The 17032-nt window shown below is 60.9% G+C and carries 16 protein-coding genes and 1 pseudogene; 8 read left to right on the top strand and 9 right to left on the bottom strand.

Annotation, left to right across the window (positions count from 1 at the left end):
- Positions 1–32: 32 nt before the first annotated feature.
- The 6 genes from AAEQ75_RS13635 to AAEQ75_RS13610 form a co-directional block, all read right to left on the bottom strand.
- A complete protein-coding gene (locus tag AAEQ75_RS13635) occupies positions 33–398 on the bottom strand; it encodes a hypothetical protein (protein ID WP_343349308.1) in 366 nt (121 codons plus the stop codon).
- A 67-nt stretch (positions 399–465) separates the two neighbouring features.
- On the bottom strand, positions 466–1563 hold the full coding sequence (locus tag AAEQ75_RS13630) for a GGDEF domain-containing protein (RefSeq protein WP_343349307.1): 1098 nt from the start codon (positions 1561–1563) through the stop codon (positions 466–468).
- Between the two features lie 87 nt (positions 1564–1650).
- On the bottom strand, positions 1651–2256 hold the full coding sequence (locus AAEQ75_RS13625; protein WP_343349306.1) for an HD domain-containing protein: 606 nt from the start codon (positions 2254–2256) through the stop codon (positions 1651–1653).
- A gap of 98 nt (positions 2257–2354) precedes the next feature.
- Positions 2355–2852, bottom strand: coding sequence for a hypothetical protein (locus AAEQ75_RS13620; RefSeq protein ID WP_343349305.1), 498 nt, complete (start codon positions 2850–2852; stop codon positions 2355–2357).
- 81 nt (positions 2853–2933) lie between these two features.
- Positions 2934–3542 carry a hypothetical protein gene (locus AAEQ75_RS13615; RefSeq protein ID WP_343349304.1) on the bottom strand — a complete coding sequence of 203 codons (609 nt, stop codon included), beginning with the start codon at positions 3540–3542 and terminating at the stop codon, positions 2934–2936.
- Positions 3543–3600: 58 nt separating this feature from the next.
- Positions 3601–3768 (bottom strand): hypothetical protein, encoded by a 168-nt coding sequence (locus tag AAEQ75_RS13610; RefSeq protein WP_343349303.1) that lies wholly within the window; start codon positions 3766–3768, stop codon positions 3601–3603.
- A gap of 67 nt (positions 3769–3835) precedes the next feature.
- On the opposite strand from AAEQ75_RS13610, the pseudogene AAEQ75_RS13605 reads away from it, so the two are divergent.
- Positions 3836–4873 (top strand): annotated as a pseudogene (locus AAEQ75_RS13605) (integron integrase).
- Positions 4874–4944: 71 nt separating this feature from the next.
- On the opposite strand, the gene sbcD reads toward AAEQ75_RS13605, so the two are convergent.
- Together sbcD and AAEQ75_RS13595 are read right to left on the bottom strand one after the other, a co-directional pair.
- On the bottom strand, positions 4945–6165 hold the full coding sequence (sbcD, locus tag AAEQ75_RS13600) for an exonuclease subunit SbcD (RefSeq protein WP_343349302.1): 1221 nt from the start codon (positions 6163–6165) through the stop codon (positions 4945–4947).
- Positions 6162–6581: an Lrp/AsnC family transcriptional regulator gene (locus tag AAEQ75_RS13595; protein WP_106734684.1), complete on the bottom strand. Its 420-nt coding sequence runs from the start codon at positions 6579–6581 to the stop codon at positions 6162–6164. The genes sbcD and AAEQ75_RS13595 overlap by 4 nt, the downstream gene beginning before the upstream one ends.
- 123 nt (positions 6582–6704) lie before the next feature.
- Here AAEQ75_RS13595 and yjeH point away from each other — a divergent pair, with 123 nt between their 5' ends.
- The 4 genes from yjeH to AAEQ75_RS13575 all read left to right on the top strand — a co-directional run bounded on the left by yjeH (position 6705) and on the right by AAEQ75_RS13575 (position 11195).
- Positions 6705–7958, top strand: a complete 1254-nt coding sequence (gene yjeH / locus AAEQ75_RS13590) for an L-methionine/branched-chain amino acid transporter (protein ID WP_343349301.1) — start codon at positions 6705–6707, stop codon at positions 7956–7958.
- A 152-nt stretch (positions 7959–8110) separates the two neighbouring features.
- Complete coding sequence (locus AAEQ75_RS13585; RefSeq protein ID WP_343349300.1) at positions 8111–9436, top strand: TAXI family TRAP transporter solute-binding subunit; 1326 nt, start codon at positions 8111–8113, stop codon at positions 9434–9436.
- Positions 9437–9701: 265 nt separating this feature from the next.
- Entirely contained in the window at positions 9702–10709 is a 1008-nt protein-coding gene (yejK, locus tag AAEQ75_RS13580; protein WP_343349299.1) for a nucleoid-associated protein YejK, read from the top strand.
- Between the two features lie 165 nt (positions 10710–10874).
- On the top strand, positions 10875–11195 hold the full coding sequence (locus AAEQ75_RS13575; RefSeq protein ID WP_343349298.1) for a glutaredoxin family protein: 321 nt from the start codon (positions 10875–10877) through the stop codon (positions 11193–11195).
- Between the two features lie 2 nt (positions 11196–11197).
- On the opposite strand, the gene qhpR is transcribed toward AAEQ75_RS13575, so the two are convergent.
- On the bottom strand, positions 11198–12277 hold the full coding sequence (qhpR, locus tag AAEQ75_RS13570; protein ID WP_273257379.1) for an AraC-like transcriptional regulator QhpR: 1080 nt from the start codon (positions 12275–12277) through the stop codon (positions 11198–11200).
- Between the two features lie 324 nt (positions 12278–12601).
- On the opposite strand from qhpR, the gene exaC reads away from it, so the two are divergent.
- The 3 genes from exaC to AAEQ75_RS13555 all read left to right on the top strand — a co-directional run bounded on the left by exaC (position 12602) and on the right by AAEQ75_RS13555 (position 17024).
- Positions 12602–14122 (top strand): acetaldehyde dehydrogenase ExaC, encoded by a 1521-nt coding sequence (gene exaC, locus AAEQ75_RS13565; protein ID WP_343349297.1) that lies wholly within the window; start codon positions 12602–12604, stop codon positions 14120–14122.
- Between the two features lie 162 nt (positions 14123–14284).
- Positions 14285–15544: an ethanolamine utilization protein EutH gene (gene eutH / locus AAEQ75_RS13560; protein ID WP_343349296.1), complete on the top strand. Its 1260-nt coding sequence runs from the start codon at positions 14285–14287 to the stop codon at positions 15542–15544.
- 85 nt (positions 15545–15629) lie between these two features.
- On the top strand, positions 15630–17024 hold the full coding sequence (locus AAEQ75_RS13555) for an ethanolamine ammonia-lyase subunit EutB (RefSeq protein ID WP_004424195.1): 1395 nt from the start codon (positions 15630–15632) through the stop codon (positions 17022–17024).
- Positions 17025–17032 lie beyond the last annotated feature (8 nt).

Below are 17032 nucleotides of genomic sequence, written 5' to 3'. Positions count from 1 at the left end.
AGGCCGTCATTCTGGCATATCCCGGTAGCGATTCAGTCGCGGCAATAACCCTCACCGCTGCGCACAGTCAGGCAGTTCTGCTTGTCCAGCAGCCATTTCATGCCGGTGGCTTCGCCGTCGGTGGCGCTGACGCTCTCCACCACGCCATCGCGCACGAAGACGATCTTCGCGCCCTGCGCACGGCCGACAAACCGTCGCGGGCCGTCGAGGTTGGCGATGGTCAGGCGGTAGTCAGCCGGCGTGCCGCTGATATCCAGGTAAGTACCCTCTGGCCCGGTCCAGCGCCCCAACCACTGCTCGGTCACCTTGGCATCCTGCTCGCTGGAAGATGTCGCGCAGCCGGCCAACAACAGGGGAATGGCCGCAGCCGCGAGAAGAAAATGTGCCGCTCTTTGCATGACGCTCTCCACTGGAAGGGTGTAGCGATTTCGACCCCGACCGCTGATGCGCGGTTCAGGCTCGAGTTCACAGTATCTCGATACGGTCGCGGCCATTGGCCTTGGCGAGGTACATCGCCTGGTCCGCACGCTCCATCAGGCTGTCCAGGCTCTCGCCTGGGCGATACTCGGCAATGCCGAAACTGGCGCTCTTGCGTTGCACACGGTCGAAGGCGAAACCGTTGATGCGCTTCTGCAGAGCCTGCATGGCGCGCTCGGCGTGCGCCGCATCGTTCTCCGGCAGGATGATCAGAAACTCCTCGCCGCCGAGCCGGCCGACCTTGTCCATGACTCGCACGCCGTCGCGCAACAACCCGGCAAACTGCCGCAGCACGCTGTCGCCCACGGCATGGCCATGGGTGTCGTTGACGCTCTTGAAGTGGTCGATGTCGATTAGTACCACCGAGAACGGCGTGCCGTAGCGATTGGCCCGTGCCACCTCCTCGATCAGAAAATGCAGAGTGCGCGCGCGATTCCACAGGCCGGTCAGGCTGTCGATGCTGGCGCTCAGGGCCAGACTGTCCTGATGCAGGAACATACGTTTGTGCGCCTTCTCCAGCAGAAAAGCACTGAGCAGACCGAAGGAGAACGACGCCAGAATCCAGATCAGGTGCAGGCGCTGCATGCCGGGCGTCAGCGAGTGCTCCAGCGTGACCAGCAGGATCGCCGCCAGCGAAACCAACGACGTGAGCATCGCGCGCTTCAGCGTGAGACCGGAGATGGCGAAGGTCCACATCAGGTTGAGGTAAATCTCCGGTGCGTAGAAAGCAAAGCGCGGCGAACCGAAGTTGAAGTAGAGGTTGGCCAGTACCGAGAAAATTGGAGCGGCTGTCAGTAACCCCAACATCAAGGGCTGTCGCTTGGGTTGGAAACTCAGCAAGCCGATGCTCAGCAACGCCGCTGGCACCAACAACGCATGACAGATCAGCCGCGCGACGGACTGATCGGTCTCGACGTTCTGCTCGATGGCGGCATAGATCAGATACAGCCCGGTGGTAAGGAACGCCACGTAGCGGATCTGCGGAATCTTCGCCTGCAGGTACCAGCAGGCGAACGCCTGCCGAGTCGCCTCTGGCACTCCATGCAAAGGGTCAAGCGCACGCAGCAAGGCATTGAACAACGGCACTTTCGCTCCCCTGTCGAAACGCCACCATTCACAGCATAGAACGCTTGTTGCGCAGAATGCGATGTGGGCCCCGCTATTGAGTCGCGTTCAAACCACGCCGGCCAGATTGTTCCGCGCCTGCGCCTCATGGCGCGCCCTGAAATGATCCGTACTGTAGATGGTTGGGCGCGCCAGAAATGACTGAAGAACGCTGCGCCGCTTCATGCGGTAGGCGAAGCCCGGCACCCAGGCGTACTCGGCGCGCACCTGAGCGTCGTATTCGGCGAAACGCTCCGGCGTGGCGCCGAGAATGGCCAGGTCGATATCCACCAACAACTGCTCATCCGGCTCGCTCGGCGTCGCATCATGCCGGGTGACCATGATCAGTTGCTTGACCCGCGCCAACGTCACCTGGCTGGCGTGACAGCTCGCAAGCACCCGGATGGCCCAATCTGCGCTCAGGCGCTCGTTATCCTTGCCGCGCACATCGTAGATGGCGTCATGGAACCAGAGCGCGATGGCCACCTCCCCCGGCTGCTGCGCCAGATGCCGCGCCTGCTCGAAATGCATCAGGCATTCGCGCAGATGCTGCAGCGAGTGATAGTGCCGCTGCGGCTCCTCATAGGCACGAACGAGCAGCTCGAACAGACCTGACGGAGGCTGTAGGCCAAGGTCTGACCAGGCACTGGCCCAAGATGATGGCAGAGGGATCATTTAGAGGCTCGATAGCGTATTGGTTAAGGGCTGGGCTTTAGCCCGTCCCAGTGAGCGAAGCGAACGGTTTGAATGCTGTAATGGTTATAAGTTGACGCCTAATTTTTAACTTTGTAGAAATCGACGATTGACGTCATGGCGCTTGTAAATAGCTCTGCATCCTCAAGGCTTCTTGTACGTAGAATAAATTTTTGGGCACCACTTTTGTCAATGATAGCCACTGCATACCACTGCCTGAATTTTCTTTTCCATGAGTAAAGTTGCACTCTATCAATGTAGCGATAGTACATTCTACTTCCTGCATTTCGGTGAATTGAAGTACCACCGCCCACAGCTAAACCTGTATTTCCTACATTTGTGGCCCAAGAGCTACTTCTTGATATAACGCCGAACCCCCATGAAATGTATTTTTCGTTTACTACAAATCCATCCGGCCTCCAATTTTCATGTTGTGACCAAGTTATTTCTTCTGCCAAATTAATTGCGGAATTTATTTCCATCTCTGTTGTTTTGTATTTAATTGGACTAGAGCCGCATCCGGATAGTATTAGGGTGACTATAACTAAAAGGCACTTCATCATGAACTTATTATTCACTTACTTCATACTTATAAAGTTTGGTTAAGGGGCGGGCTTTAGCCCGTCCCAGTGAGCGAAGCGAACGGTTTGAACCAGTTGTTATATGTCAGCTGCAGCAGGCATAACGTTTACGAAAATAAGCTCTTCTGAAACTGCATCCCATGCAATAAGGAAGGGGCTGACTCGGGTTGGGTTTTTTTCGATTAGATTCTGTATTACACCCGTGCTGCTGGATGTGAATTCAGGCATTGCACGAAGGTAAGCTCTTGTTGCCTTATTGAATTGGGCTTGCGACAATTTTGTTTCGTAAATGAATTTTATGTTTTCTCCTTTGCTACCAGTGCAGAGGAGAGAGAGCGTAAGGGAGTACTTTGTATTAGGGAGTTTCTTTTCGCTGCCGGAAACGTAATAAATCACATGCCCTGGAGTTTCGCCAAAGTATTTTTTATAGAGCTTTGACAAGCCTTTCTCGACGAGCTGCCAGGTGGCTTCTGCAGATTTCTCTCCAATTTTTTTAGCGAAGGAAACTCCAAAAACCAAGACTATAGAGCTCATGGTAAGAAGCAAAATTGACGCCTGGGGCCCACGTTTCGGAAGCTCGTGAAACGATACTTCTTCGCCAAAGGCTGCCAAAGCCTCCTTCATGCTTAGGATCGCGTCAGTATCGATATCATCTTCGAAGGCAACGTTTAGAATTTGTTTATTCATGTGCGATCCTTTGCTGGCATATAACAGTGATTAGACGGAAGGCGGTACTAACGCGATATTAGAACCTTCCATCTAACTCCGCACCATTAGCATGGTTACCCTGGGAAATTCTTTTTAAAATCATGGCATTACCAGCCAGCTCCTGATGTCTGGATGTATTCGCTTGACTTCCTCTTTTTGCTCTACCATTACCACTGTACAAAAACACAGCCAAGGAGTCGGCCATGGAAACCTCCAGCAAACCTCGCCTGCAGGAGCAGTTCAGGGCGGTGATGCGCTAGCATCATTACAGCATCCGCGCCGAAAAAACCTACTGGTACTGGATTCGCTATTTCATCCGTTTCCATAAGCTGCGCCATCCAATGGAGCTTGGCGCTGTAGGACACCTCTAAAAACTACCTGCGTTGCCATCACTGCGTTAAAAACAGGCTCAAAATGCTCATTTACAGCACGTAAACTCCGCTTTTTCGCCTATTTTTGCCTTGTGCTGACTGCCTCGCCTACGTTTTTAGCAGTGCCCTACCGAGGTCAATGCTTTTCTCACTTGGTTGGCAGTTGAGCGTCAGGTGGCTGCCGCCACCCAGAATCTGGCACTCAATTCGCTGGTTTTCCTATACGACAAGGTCTTGCAACAACCGCTCGGGCAAGTGGGCGAGGTGGTGCGCGCAAAACGCTCAGCGCGTATTCCTTGCGTACTTACGCATGAGGAAGCCACGGCGCTCATTGCCAGGCTCGGCCAACCGCATCAGCTACTGGCTTCGCTGATGTATGGCGCCGGCTTGCGAGTGGTGGAAGCTGCACGCTTGCGTATCAAGGATGTGGATTTCGATAAGCAGATCATCACCATTCACGACGGCAAAGGCGCCAAAGACCGAACGACACTTCTGCCGGCGCCCTTGATCACACAGCTGCTGGAGCGCAGAGAGCGTATGTTTCGCGCCTGGAAGCAGCGGGACAGTTTTTATCACGCTCCCGTCAGCCTGCCATTTGCGCTACGTCGCGAATACCCCAAGGCGGGATGTTCATTCGAGTGGCAGTGGCTGTTCCCGTCGACCGGACTTTGCACGGATGAGGACGGGCAGATCGTTCGTCATCACCTTCATGTCAGTGCCATTCAGAAAGCTGTCAGACATGCCGTGCGGCAATCCAATCTGCACAAGCCTGCCAGTTGCCATACCTTTCGCCACAGTTTCGCCACCGAGTTACTGCGTCGAGGGAGTGACATTCGCACAGTGCAGACGCTACTGGGGCATGCGGATATACGTACGACGCAGATCTATACGCATGTGCTGGGACAGGGCTTTGCCGGTGTAGTCAGCCCGCTGGGGTGAGCGCGGCAAGCACTTGGCTGGGTTGTAACGACCGCCATTCGAATTGCATTCGGGCTACGAGGTCTGTGCCGCTAGGCCTTGGGCAGCGCCTCCAGCACCTGCCGATACAAACCCTGCAGGCGCTGGGCATCCTCTTCTTCCAATGTCTCTTGCAGCAGGCGCCGGGCGAAGACGTCTTCCACGCTCAGCTCGTCCAACGTTTCCCGTGCTTCGCTGGCCAGGCTGGCCATGGCGTTGCCGCGCTCGCGGCGGATACGCAGCACCTCCACGGGATGCCCTTCGCACAGAGCGTTGATGCGGCTTTGCAGGTCGCTCAGGTAGTCGTCGGTGCTCACTTGCACTTCCAGCCATACAGGCCGCTCGGGGGTGCCTTGTGCAGCTGCCTCGGTGATGGAGCCTGCCAACTCCTTGAGCGAGCCGCGCAGGCTGGCCATGGGCTGGAACACCGGCACGGGCAGTGGCGTGATCGACTGCAGGGTGGCGCCTGCGAACGTCAGCAGCAGAACTTCCTTCTGCTGGCGCGCCTCGTCGAAGGACAGGGCAATCGGCGAGCCGCTGTAGCGAATGTGCTCCAGGCCGCCGACCTTCTGCGGGCGGTGGATATGGCCAAGGGCGATGTAGTCCGCCGGCGGGAAGGCGCTGGTGGGGAAGGCCTCCAGACTGCCGACGTAGATCTCGCGCACCGATTCGCTGGCGCTGGCGCCAACTGTGGTGAGGTGACCGGTGGCGATGATCGGTAGCGTCAGGCCCAGCTCGTTACGCTTGCTCGCCGCCAGCTCGTACAGTGCTCGGTAATGCTCGGCGATAGCTTGCTGCAGCGACTGTTGTTTGTTCTGTGCGCTCTGCCCCGCCTGGCTGGCCAGCACGTCGCGCGAGCGGATGAAGGGAATGGCGCAGAGAATGGCGCCCGGCTGGCCAGTACGATCATTGAGTACCAGTACCTGTTCAGCCAGGTCGACGCCCACGCTCGGCACCACCTGGGTGCCCAGTTGCCCCAGCAGGCTGCGGCTTTCACCGAGCATGGCCGGCGAGTCGTGGTTGCCGCCGAGTACCACTAGGGCGCAGCCGGCGTCGCGCAACTCCACCACCAGCCGGTAGTACTGCTCGCGGGCGTAACTGGGCGGTGCGCCGGTGTCGAACACATCACCGGCGATCAACAGCACGTCTACGTCGTGCACGCGCACCTGCTCCAGCAGCCAGGCGCAGAAGGCCTGGTGCTCGGCCTGCCGAGTCTTGCCCATGAAATGCTGGCCCAGGTGCCAGTCGGAGGTGTGCAGGATGCGCAAGCTCATAGCGGCCAGTCCTGTACGACGACATGAGTCTTGACCCGCTGCATTTGCGGGAAGGCCTCGATGGCCGCGCGCACTTCGCTCAGGCGCGCCATGCTCGGCGCCTCGACCAGTACCAGCATGTCGGTCTCGCCGCTGATGCCACTGCAATGGCGGATTTCCGGGTATTCGCGCATACGCTCGACGTAATCCTGACAACGGGCGTTTTGGTAGAAAAGCTCGAGATAAGCTCTGACTCCACCTTCGCCCGGCACCGCGACCTGCGCGTGATAACCACGAATCACCCCGCTCTCCTCCAGATAGCGAATCCGCTCGCTTACCGCCGAACGTGACAGATTGATCTCACGGGCGATCTGGCTGACGGAGGTGCGCGCATCGCTGCGCAGCAGAGTGAGGATCTGGCGATCGAACTTGTCCACTGGGGCTTCTCGGGCGGTTATCGGATTGACGGTGAAAACCGCCATTTCGTCGGCAAAAGGCGACAGCCTGCAACTGGCCGGCGCCCTACCATGGCGGTATCTGGAAAATGATGAGCATACCCCATGAGTCGATTGAACAAGGAATTGGGCCTGCTGCAGGGCATCGCCCTGCTCAGCACCTCGCTGCTCGGCACCGGCATCTTCGTGGTGCCGGCACTGGCAGCCACGGGAGCCGGCGAAGCGTCGCTGTGGGCATGGATGATCTTGATTGCCCTGGTGCTGCCGGTGGCGTTCACCTTCGCCCAGTTGGGCAAGCGCTTCCCTCATGCCGGCGGCGCGCCGCACCTGATCGGCCGTGCCTTCGGTCTGCGCATGGAGGGCGTCAGCGCCCTGCTGTTCCTCGCCGTGTTGCCGGTCGGTCTGCCCGCTGCGCTGCATATCGCCAGCGGTTTCTGGCTGGCGCTGTTCGACCTCGATCGCACCAACCTGCTGCTCATCGAACTGGCGACGCTGGGCGCCATTCTCCTGCTTGGTCAGCGCCCAGCGAAAGCATCGGGCATGCTGCAGGGGCTGATCGCTGTAGCCATCTTCGCCAGCGTGGCGCTGATCTGGTGGGTCGGCGACCTGCCGCACGCCAGCCAGCCGTTGCTGCCGGCAATGGACGGCCAGTGGCACCTGCTGCCGACGGCGCTGGGGGTGATGTTCTGGTGCTTCGTCGGTATCGAGGCCTTCACCCACCTGGGCGAGGAGTTCAAACACCCCGAGCGCGACTTCCCCCTGGCGCTATTGCTCGGCGTAGTACTGGCCGGCCTGGTGTACTGGGCCTGCTCGGTCGCGGTGCTGAGCTTTGCCACTTACGGCGACGTGCACAGCGACATTACCGCCCTGCCCCGTCTGTTTGAACAGCTGCTGGGTGAGCACGCACGCGTGCTGGTCGCGGTGCTCGGTTACCTGGCCTGCTTCGCCTCGATGAACGTGTACATCCAGGGCTTCGCCCGGCTGATCTGGAGCCTGGCCGATGAAGGCCGTCTGCCGGCCAGGCTGGCCGTGCGCAACCGCCATGGTGTACCCGGCAAAGCCTTGCTGCTGGTGGTGATCAGCTGCGCGCTGTGCGCCATGCTCTCGGCCACCTTGAACCTGTCGGTGGACGATCTAATCCGCTATGCCAACGGCAACTTCGTGCTGATCTACCTGCTGAGCATGGCCGCTGGCTGGGTGCTGCTCAGTGGCGTCTGGCGCCTGCTTGCCGGTCTCAGTGCCCTGCTCTGCGCTGGGGTGCTGCTGATGCTTGGCGGCGATGCGCTGTATGCAGTGGCATTGCTTGGGGTGTTGCTGCTGCTTGATCGCCTGCGCACGCTGGGTAAGGCGCTGGCCTAGCGCAGCAGATAATAAGCACGGCAACGCAGCTTGCACCTTCCCGGCAGGTGACGGTCGAAAACGGCTTAACCCGAGCGGTATCGCCGCCGATGCGTGACCATCGTTGCTCCAGGGTTCTATCCTTGAAGCGACAAACGCTGAAAGGAAGCCCCATGCTCCGCGTACTCAATGACCTGAAAATCATGATCCTGGCCAACCTGTGGATCGTCCCGGTGGTGGCAGGCCTGGTCTGGGCACTGTTCCAGTTCGTCGCGCCGCCACCACCGATGAGCGCCAGCATGGCCACCGGCACCCAAGGGGGCGCCTACCAGCAGTTTGCCGAACGCCTGAAGGAAGAGTTGGCCAAGGAAGGCTTTGAGCTGACACTGGTACCGACCTCCGGCTCGCGTGACAACCTGCAACGCCTGCTGGCCAAGGACCCGCAAGTGGAGATCGCCCTGGTCCAGAGCGGCCTGGAGCGCCAGCTGGCTCCCGACGAGCGGCGTCAGCTGGAAAGTCTGGGGGCGATTTATCAGGAGCCCCTGTGGCTGTTCTATCGACGAGACGTGAAGCTGGATCGCATTGCCGACCTGCTGCCATTGCGCGTCGGTCTGGGCGGTGAAGGCAGCGGCACCCGTGCCGCCAGCGATGCCATTCTCGGCGCCAATGCCATCGAGCCGGAACAACACCCCGAAAGCTGGCAGAGCATCGGCGGTGGCAAAGCCGCTCGGGCGCTGATGGCCGGCGAACTGGATGCAGCGTTCTTCGTCGGTCCGGCCGAGAACGCACTGGTGCAGCAACTGGCGGCCAACCCGGACATCGCCCTGGCACACTTTCGGCGCGCCGCCGCTTACGAGGCGCGACTGCCGTTCTTCAATCAGGTAAAGGTCGGTGAAGGCCTGCTGGATCTGGCCAGCAACGCACCAGACCGCGATATCGTTACCCTGTCCCCGGTCGCTACCCTGGTGGTCAACGACGACTTCAACCCTGGCCTGGTACCGCTGTTTCTCGAAGCCAGCCGTGAAGTGATGCGCAGCGGTACCCTGCTCGACGCCGCCGGCACCTTTCCCAGTGCCGAGCCTCGCACCTTCGAGCTGCACAAGGATGCCGGGCATTACTACGACAAGGGCCTGCCGATCCTACAGCGCTACCTGCCTTTTCGCATCGCCTCGCTGGCCGACCGCTACATCATCCTGCTGATCCCCTTGATCGTGGTGATGATCCCACTGTTCAAGGCTGTCGGCCCGATCTACCAGTGGCGCATTCGCGCGCGCATCTACCGCTGGTACAAGTACCTGCGCGAGATCGACCGCAAGCTGCACGCAGGCTCCTTGCCCAACGAGCTGGACAGCGAGATCGAACGCCTGGAGGTGATGGAGGACGAACTCGCGGCTGTGGAAGTGCCGCTGTCTTACTCCAACGAGTTGTACGAACTGCACATGCATGTGCGCTACGTGATCGAACGACTGCGCGAGCTGCAACGGCGCCGACAGGCGTAAGGCGAAGCACGCTTCATTGACGCCCCGAAGCGGTGGATGGAAAAAGCGTCGTCCACCCTACGCCGCAACAGCAACGCCGCCAGTAGAGAAGCATCGCGGCTAGAGCCCCTCCCACGGATGTTCGCGATACCCGTGGGAGTGGCTCTAGCCGCGATCTGCTATGTGGTCTTCAACGCTTTTCACGGATAGATCCACACCCAGCCCCGCAATCCATTTTCTGCTTCGGGTAAACTGCGCCCCTGTTTCATTTACCCACGAGACCGCCATGCCGATCCGCCACTGCATCGTCCACCTGATCGACAAGAAGCCCGACGGCAGCCCTGCCGTGCTTCACGCTCGCGACAGCGAGCTGGCCACGTCGCAAGCCATGGAGAACCTGCTGGCCGACCTCAACGAGAGCTACAACGCCAAGCAGGGCAAGGCCTGGGGTCTGTTCCACGAAGAATCCGGCGCCTACCCGTTCAGTGGCAGGCTCAAGGCCTATCTCGATGGCGAGCAGGATTTCACCGCTTTCAGCCGTCAGGCCGTCGAACACCTGCTGAAGCTGATGGAGGAATCCAACCTCTCCACTGGCGGTCACGTGCTGCTGGCTCACTACCAACAAGGCATGACCGACTACCTGGCCATCGCCCTGCTGCACCACAGCGAAGGTGTGGCGGTGACCGACGCGTTGGACGTGACCCCGGCCAAGCACCTGGATCTCGGCCAGTTGCACCTGGCCGCGCGCATCAACATCAGCGAGTGGCAGAACAACAAGCAGTCCAAGCAGTACATCTCCTTCATCAAGGGCAAGAACGGCAAGAAGGTCTCGGACTACTTCCGCGACTTCATCGGCTGCCAAGAAGGCGTCGACGGCCCGGGCGAGACCCGCACCCTGCTCAAGGCCTTCAGCGACTTCGTCGAGAGCGAGGATTTGCCCGAAGAGCAGGCGCGCGAGAAGACCAAAACCCTGGTCGGCTACGCCAGCGGCCAGGCCAAGATGGGCGAACCGATCACCCTGGAAGAACTTTCCGGACTGATCGATGAGGAGCGCCCCAAGGCCTTCTACGAGCACATCCGCAACAAGGATTACGGCATGGCCCCGGAGTTTCCGGCGGACAAACGTACCCTGAGCCAATTCCAGCGTTTCACCGGCCGTGCCGAGGGCCTGTCGATCAGCTTCGAGGCGCACCTGCTGGGCTCCAAGGTCGAGTACGACGAAGGCCGCGACATGCTGATCATTCGCCAGTTGCCCACCCAATTGAAGGACCAGCTCAAGCGCCGTCAGGATTGAAATATTTGTAGGGTGGCCCGGGCGGCGATCCGCTTTAGCCCACCAAAGAAGGCGTACTACCTCGCGTTCTGGTGGGCTGAAGCCCACCCTACGGCCTCACATGGCGGAGTGTCCTGGCTCGGTTTACGCTGAGCGGAACGTGCCATCACACAAGGATGCGAAACCATGAAGACGATTGTGCTGCTGCTCGCCGCCCTGGCTCTGTGGCAGAACTGGGACAAGATCGACCGCTGGCTAAACCCGCCACAGGCCGGCAATGCCAGCGGCGAGATCGTGCTCTACGCCACGCCGTGGTGCGGTTACTGCGCCAAGACCCGCGAGTTATTCGCCGAGGATGGCATCGCCTACCGCGAAGTGAACATCGAGACCGATACCGCCGGCCGCGCCCAATACCAAGCGCTTGGCGGCCGCGGTGTACCGGTGATCGACCTGCGCGGTCAGGTGATTCACGGCTACGACGTGCGCGCCATCCGCGCCGCCTACTGACCTCAACTCAGCGAACTGTCCTCACGCCGCCACTGCCGTGGGCTAACGCCGAACCAGCGGCGGAAGGCGCGCGAGAAGGCGCTGGTTTCCGAATAGCCGAGCAATGGCGCCAGGTGCGAGATGGGTAGCTGCGACTGGCGCAGGTAACGGTTGGCCAGTTCGCGACGCACGTTGTCCACCAGTTGCGAGAAGCTCAGCCCCTGCTCACGCAGGCGCCGCTGCAGCGACCAACTGGCCATGCCGAGCATTTCCGCGACATCTTCCAGCGCCGGCTCGCCGTACAGCAGACGCTGGCGAATCTGCTCGCGCACGTCATTGACCATATCCCGCTCACCACGTCCGCATAGCGCGCTGATCTGGTTCAGCGAGTCCTGCATGACCATCAGCAGTACCGGATCACTGTCCGGCATGGCGCGGTCGAGGCCGCGTTTGGGAATCAGCAGGGAATTGCACGGCTGCTCGAAATACACCGGCGCATCGAACACCTTACAGTGCTCGTGCCAATGCTCCGGCCGTGGGTGTTCGAAGTGCACCGCGCGCGGCGCCCACTGCGGGCCAAGCACATGGCGCACCAGGTTGAGGGCCATGCCCAGAGTCAACTCGGCATCCTGGCGGCGGCTGAGAATGGCGCCATGGCGTACCTGATAGTCGAAGCGGTAGCACTCGCCCTCGTCGACCAGGCGGATCAGGCTGTTGCGCTGGTGCAGCGGGAAGGCGCGGGCGAAGTTGATCAGCGCCTGTTCCAGCGTCGCCGAGCACAGCCCGATATAACCGAGCAGGCCAAGCGCCTGCGGCTTGAACTGCTGGCCATAGTACAGACCGAAGTTGTCGCAGCCGGACTGATGCGCGGCTTCTTCCAGCACCTGGCAGTAATTGGGCAGCGCCAGGCTCAGGGTCGGATGGCGCAGGCACTCGGGGTCGATGCCGGAGACCCCGAGGATACGATCCGGGTCACCGCCCTGCTTTTCGATGAAGCCGCACAAGCCACTCGCAGCAGCCGCCAGCACACCCGCATTAGCCGGCGGACCGGACAACAGCGAAGCGCCGAACGAACCACCTGCCTGGGAGAGAAATGCACTCATCGGGGCCTCCTTGGTAACAATGCGTTTCGGCAAGCAAGAAATACGCCTGCACTGTCGCACCGCAAAACCACGGTTCAAACGCCACCACCGTGCCCCGCCTTACCGGGCGAGTGAGTCATTTTGAAACATCCGCACCAAAACGCAGCAGACGACTTGACCCATTACGACACAGGCAGCGTCGGCGCCTGCAAAGTTGACTTTGCACGACAGCAAGCCCCCTGTGCAGTCAAGTTGCGCCCATGAAATCGGCTCATGATCGACCCAGGCTGAACGTCAGCTCACCTGCTACGTACAACTACAACAACATCGTTTCGGAGAACGCTCATGATTTATGCCAAGCCTGGAACCAGCGGCGCCCTCGTCACCCTCAAGCCGCGCTATGGCAACTACATCGGCGGTGAGTTCGTCGCCCCGCTCAGCGGCCAGTACTTCAGCAACACCAGCCCGGTCGATGGCTCGGTAATCGGCGAATTCCCCCGCTCCAACGCCGCCGACATCGACAAGGCTCTCGATGCTGCTCACGCCGCTGCCGACGCCTGGGGTCGCACCAGCGTGCAGGAGCGTTCGCACATCCTGCTGAAAATCGCCGACCGTATCGAAGCCAACCTCGAACTGCTCGCCGTGGCCGAAACCTGGGACAACGGCAAGCCGGTGCGTGAGACGCTGAACGCCGACGTACCGCTGGCCGCCGACCATTTCCGTTACTTCGCCGGCTGCATCCGCGCTCAGGAAGGCAGCACCGCCGAGATCAACGACGGCACCGTGGCCTATCACTTCCACGAGCCGCTGGGCGTAGTCGGGCAGATCACCCCGTGGAACTTCCCGCTGCTGATGGCCGCGTGGAAGCTGGCTCCGGCGCTGGCTGCCGGCAACGCCATCGTGCTCAAGCCGGCCGAGCAGACGCCGTTCTCCATCACCGTGCTGATTGAGCTGGTCGGTGATCTGCTGCCGCCGGGCGTGCTCAACATCGTTCAGGGCTTTGGCCGCGAGGCCGGTGAAGCGCTGGCCACCAGCAAGCGCATAGCCAAGATCGCCTTCACCGGATCCACCCCTGTGGGCTCGCACATCATGAAGTGCGCTGCCGAGAACATCATCCCGAGCACCGTCGAACTGGGCGGCAAATCGCCGAACATCTTCTTCGCCGACATCATGAACGCCGAGCCGGCCTTCATCGAGAAAGCCGCCGAAGGTCTGGTGCTGGGCTTCTTCAACCAAGGTGAGGTGTGCACCTGCCCGTCGCGTGCGCTGGTGCAGGAGTCGATCTACGACGCCTTCATGGTCGAGGTGATGAAGAAGGTCAAACAGATCAAGCGCGGCAACCCGCTGGACACCGAAACCATGGTCGGCGCCCAGGCCTCGCAGCAGCAGTTCGACAAAATCTTGAGCTACCTGGAGATCGCCCAGCAGGAAGGCGCGCAGGTGCTCACCGGTGGCGCAGCGGAGAAACTCGACGGCGATCTGGCCAGCGGTTACTACATCCAGCCGACCCTGCTCAAGGGCAGCAACCAGATGCGCGTGTTCCAGGAAGAGATCTTCGGCCCGGTGATCGGCGTGACCACCTTCAAGGACGAAGCCGAAGCCCTGGCCATCGCCAACGACACCGAGTTCGGCCTCGGCGCCGGCGTGTGGAGCCGCGACATGAACGTCGCCTACCGCATGGGCCGTGCGATCAAGGCCGGCCGCGTGTGGACCAACTGCTACCACCTGTACCCGGCGCACGCTGCCTTCGGCGGCTACAAGAAGTCCGGGGTCGGTCGTGAAACCCACAAGATGATGCTCGACCACTACCAGCAGACCAAGAACCTGCTGGTGAGCTATGACATCAATCCGCTGGGGTTCTTTTAATCCACCGTTGTTTACGGTCTGCCATGCACAAGACGCGGCTCACGCCCGTTCGGATCGTCCGCAAGCCGGCCCTGCTGCCTCTGCGCAGAGGGCTCGGCCAAGGCAGCGTTCGAGCGGGCCAATACCGCACCGTCACTCAATAAAGACAGTCAGGGCACAGCAATGGATCAAATAGGTAATTACGTTCTCTACATCATCATGGCCTGCGCCGTTGCAGGGGCTTTCGCGGCCATCTACGACAGCGAGAAGAGCCTGGGCAAGGAGTTCATGGAGGGCATCCACGCCACCGGCTACATCTTCGTGCCGGCGGCCGGCATCATGGCCTCCATCCCGTACCTCACGGTGCTCATCGAGAAGGCCTGCGGGCCGTTTTTCAACGCCCTCGGCGCCGACCCGGCACTGGCCGCGACCATGATCATCGCCTCGGACATGGGCGGCTATCACCTGGCATCGGCGCTGGCGTCGAGCAAGGAAGCGTTGGTCATGGCGCTGATCACCGGCTTCATGGGTGGTGCCACCATCGTCTTCTCCATCCCCATGGGGCTTGCGATGCTCGACAAGCGTGACCACAAATACATGGCACTGGGCATCATGTCCGGCATCCTGACCATTCCGCTCGGCGTACTGATTGCCAGCGTATTGCTGGTGGCGAGCGACCCGATGATCCGCGAAGTGGTCGCCACCAATGGCGAGGCGACCTATCAGCTGGCCATGGGCCTGGGCAGCATCTTCGCCAATCTGCTGCCGATCATCGTCTTCGTCGTCGCCCTGGCTGCCGGTCTGCGTTTTCTGCCGGATCTGATGATCAAGGGCTTCATCGGTTTCGGCCGTGGCCTGGACGCGATGATCAAACTGGTGCTGGTATTCTCCATCGTCGAATACTTCACCGGGGTGTTCACCATAGTCTTTGGTGGCTGGGGCTTCGACCCAATCATCGCGGACGCCGAAGACCAGACCCGCGCCCTAGAAACCGCCGGCTACATCGGCATCATGCTGGCGGGCGCCTTCCCCATGGTCTACCTGCTGCGCAAATACTTCGGCGGCCCGCTGGAACACCTGGGCAGCAAGGTCGGCCTGAGCGCCGTGGGCAGCGCCGGCATGCTCGCGACCATCGCCAACATCCTGGCCATGTTCCGCCTGGTGCGCTTCATGCCACCGAAGGACAAGGTAATCAACATCGCCTTCGCCGTCTGCGCGGCCTTCCTGCTGGGTGACCACTTGTCCTTTACGGCCAACTTCCAGCCCACCATCATCCTGCCAGTGCTGATCGGCAAGCTGATCGCAGGTTTTGCCGCCATCGGCCTGGCCTATTGGCTATCAGTGCCCAAGGCGCTGGAACTGGAGCAACAGGATCGCGCTGTCGGCATCATCGAACAGGATGAGTACCCGGTCGCAGGCAAGCCACAGGTCAGCCCGGCCTGACAACCGCCGCAACGCCTGATGCCTGCCAAGCAGACGTCGGGCGTTGCCCAACGGCGACCGAGAGAGACTGGTTGAGGACAGATACATGGCAAGCTACTCCCACAGCATGGCCGGCCAGACCTGGCGCTTCGACAGCCTGCGCGAACTGATGGCCAAGGCTACGCCGGCACGCTCCGGCGACTACCTGGCTGGGGTCGCGGCCGGCAGCGATGCCGAGCGCGCCGCCGCGCAGATGACGCTGGCCAATGTGCCGCTGAAGACCTTTCTGCAGGAGGCGCTGATTCCCTATGAGAGCGACGAAGTCACCCGCCTGATCATCGACACCCATGATGCCCAGGCCTTCGCCCCGGTCAGCCACCTGACGGTGGGTGGGTTTCGCGACTGGTTGCTCTGCGACGACGCCGACGAAGCCAGCCTCACGGCGCTGGCCCCTGGGCTGACGCCGGAGATGGTCGCAGCGGTGTCGAAGATCATGCGCATTCAGGATCTGGTTCTGGTGGCGCAGAAGACCCGCGTGGTCACCCGCTTTCGCAACACCCAGGGGCTACGCGGGCGCATGTCCACCCGCCTGCAACCGAACCACCCGACCGACGATCCGGCCGGCATCGCCGCCAGCGTGGTCGATGGGCTGCTCTACGGTAACGGCGATGCCATGATCGGCATCAACCCGGCCACCGACAGCATGAGCGCCGTATGCACCCTGCTGGAGATGCTCGATGCGGTGATCCAGCGCTACGAGATTCCCACCCAATCCTGCGTGCTGACCCACGTCACCAGCTCCATCGCTGCCATCGAGCGCGGCGCGCCGCTGGATCTGGTGTTCCAGTCCATCGCCGGCACCGAGGCGGCCAATGCCAGCTTCGGCGTCAGCCTCAAGGTGCTGCAGGAAGGCTACGAAGCCGGCCTGAGCCTCAAGCGCGGCACCCTCGGCAACAACCTGATGTACTTCGAGACCGGCCAGGGCAGCGCGCTGTCGGCCAACGCCAACCACGGCGTCGACCAGCAGACCTGTGAAACCCGCGCCTACGCCGTGGCCCGCCACTTCAATCCGTTTCTGGTCAATACCGTGGTCGGCTTCATTGGTCCGGAGTACCTGTACAACGGCAAGCAGATCATCCGCGCCGGGCTGGAAGATCACTTCTGCGGCAAGCTGCTCGGCGTGCCCATGGGCTGCGACATCTGCTACACCAACCATGCCGAAGCCGACCAGGACGACATGGACATGCTGCTGACACTGCTCGGCACGGCGGGCATCAACTTCATCATGGGCATTCCCGGCTCGGATGACGTGATGCTCAACTACCAGACCACCTCCTTCCACGATGCGCTTTACGCCCGCAAGGTGCTCGGCCTGCACGCCGCGCCAGAGTTCGAGGCCTGGCTGGCGCGCATGGGGATTTTCCAGCAACAGGGTGGCCGCCTGCGCATGGGCGATGAGCTGCCCCCGGCATTTCGCCAGGCGTTGGCGCAGTTGTCCTGATCAATCGA

The sequence above is a fragment of the Pseudomonas sediminis genome (assembly GCF_039555755.1).
Classification (GTDB): domain Bacteria; phylum Pseudomonadota; class Gammaproteobacteria; order Pseudomonadales; family Pseudomonadaceae; genus Aquipseudomonas; species Aquipseudomonas mendocina_D.
This window is presented reverse-complemented; position numbering and strand designations above follow the sequence as displayed.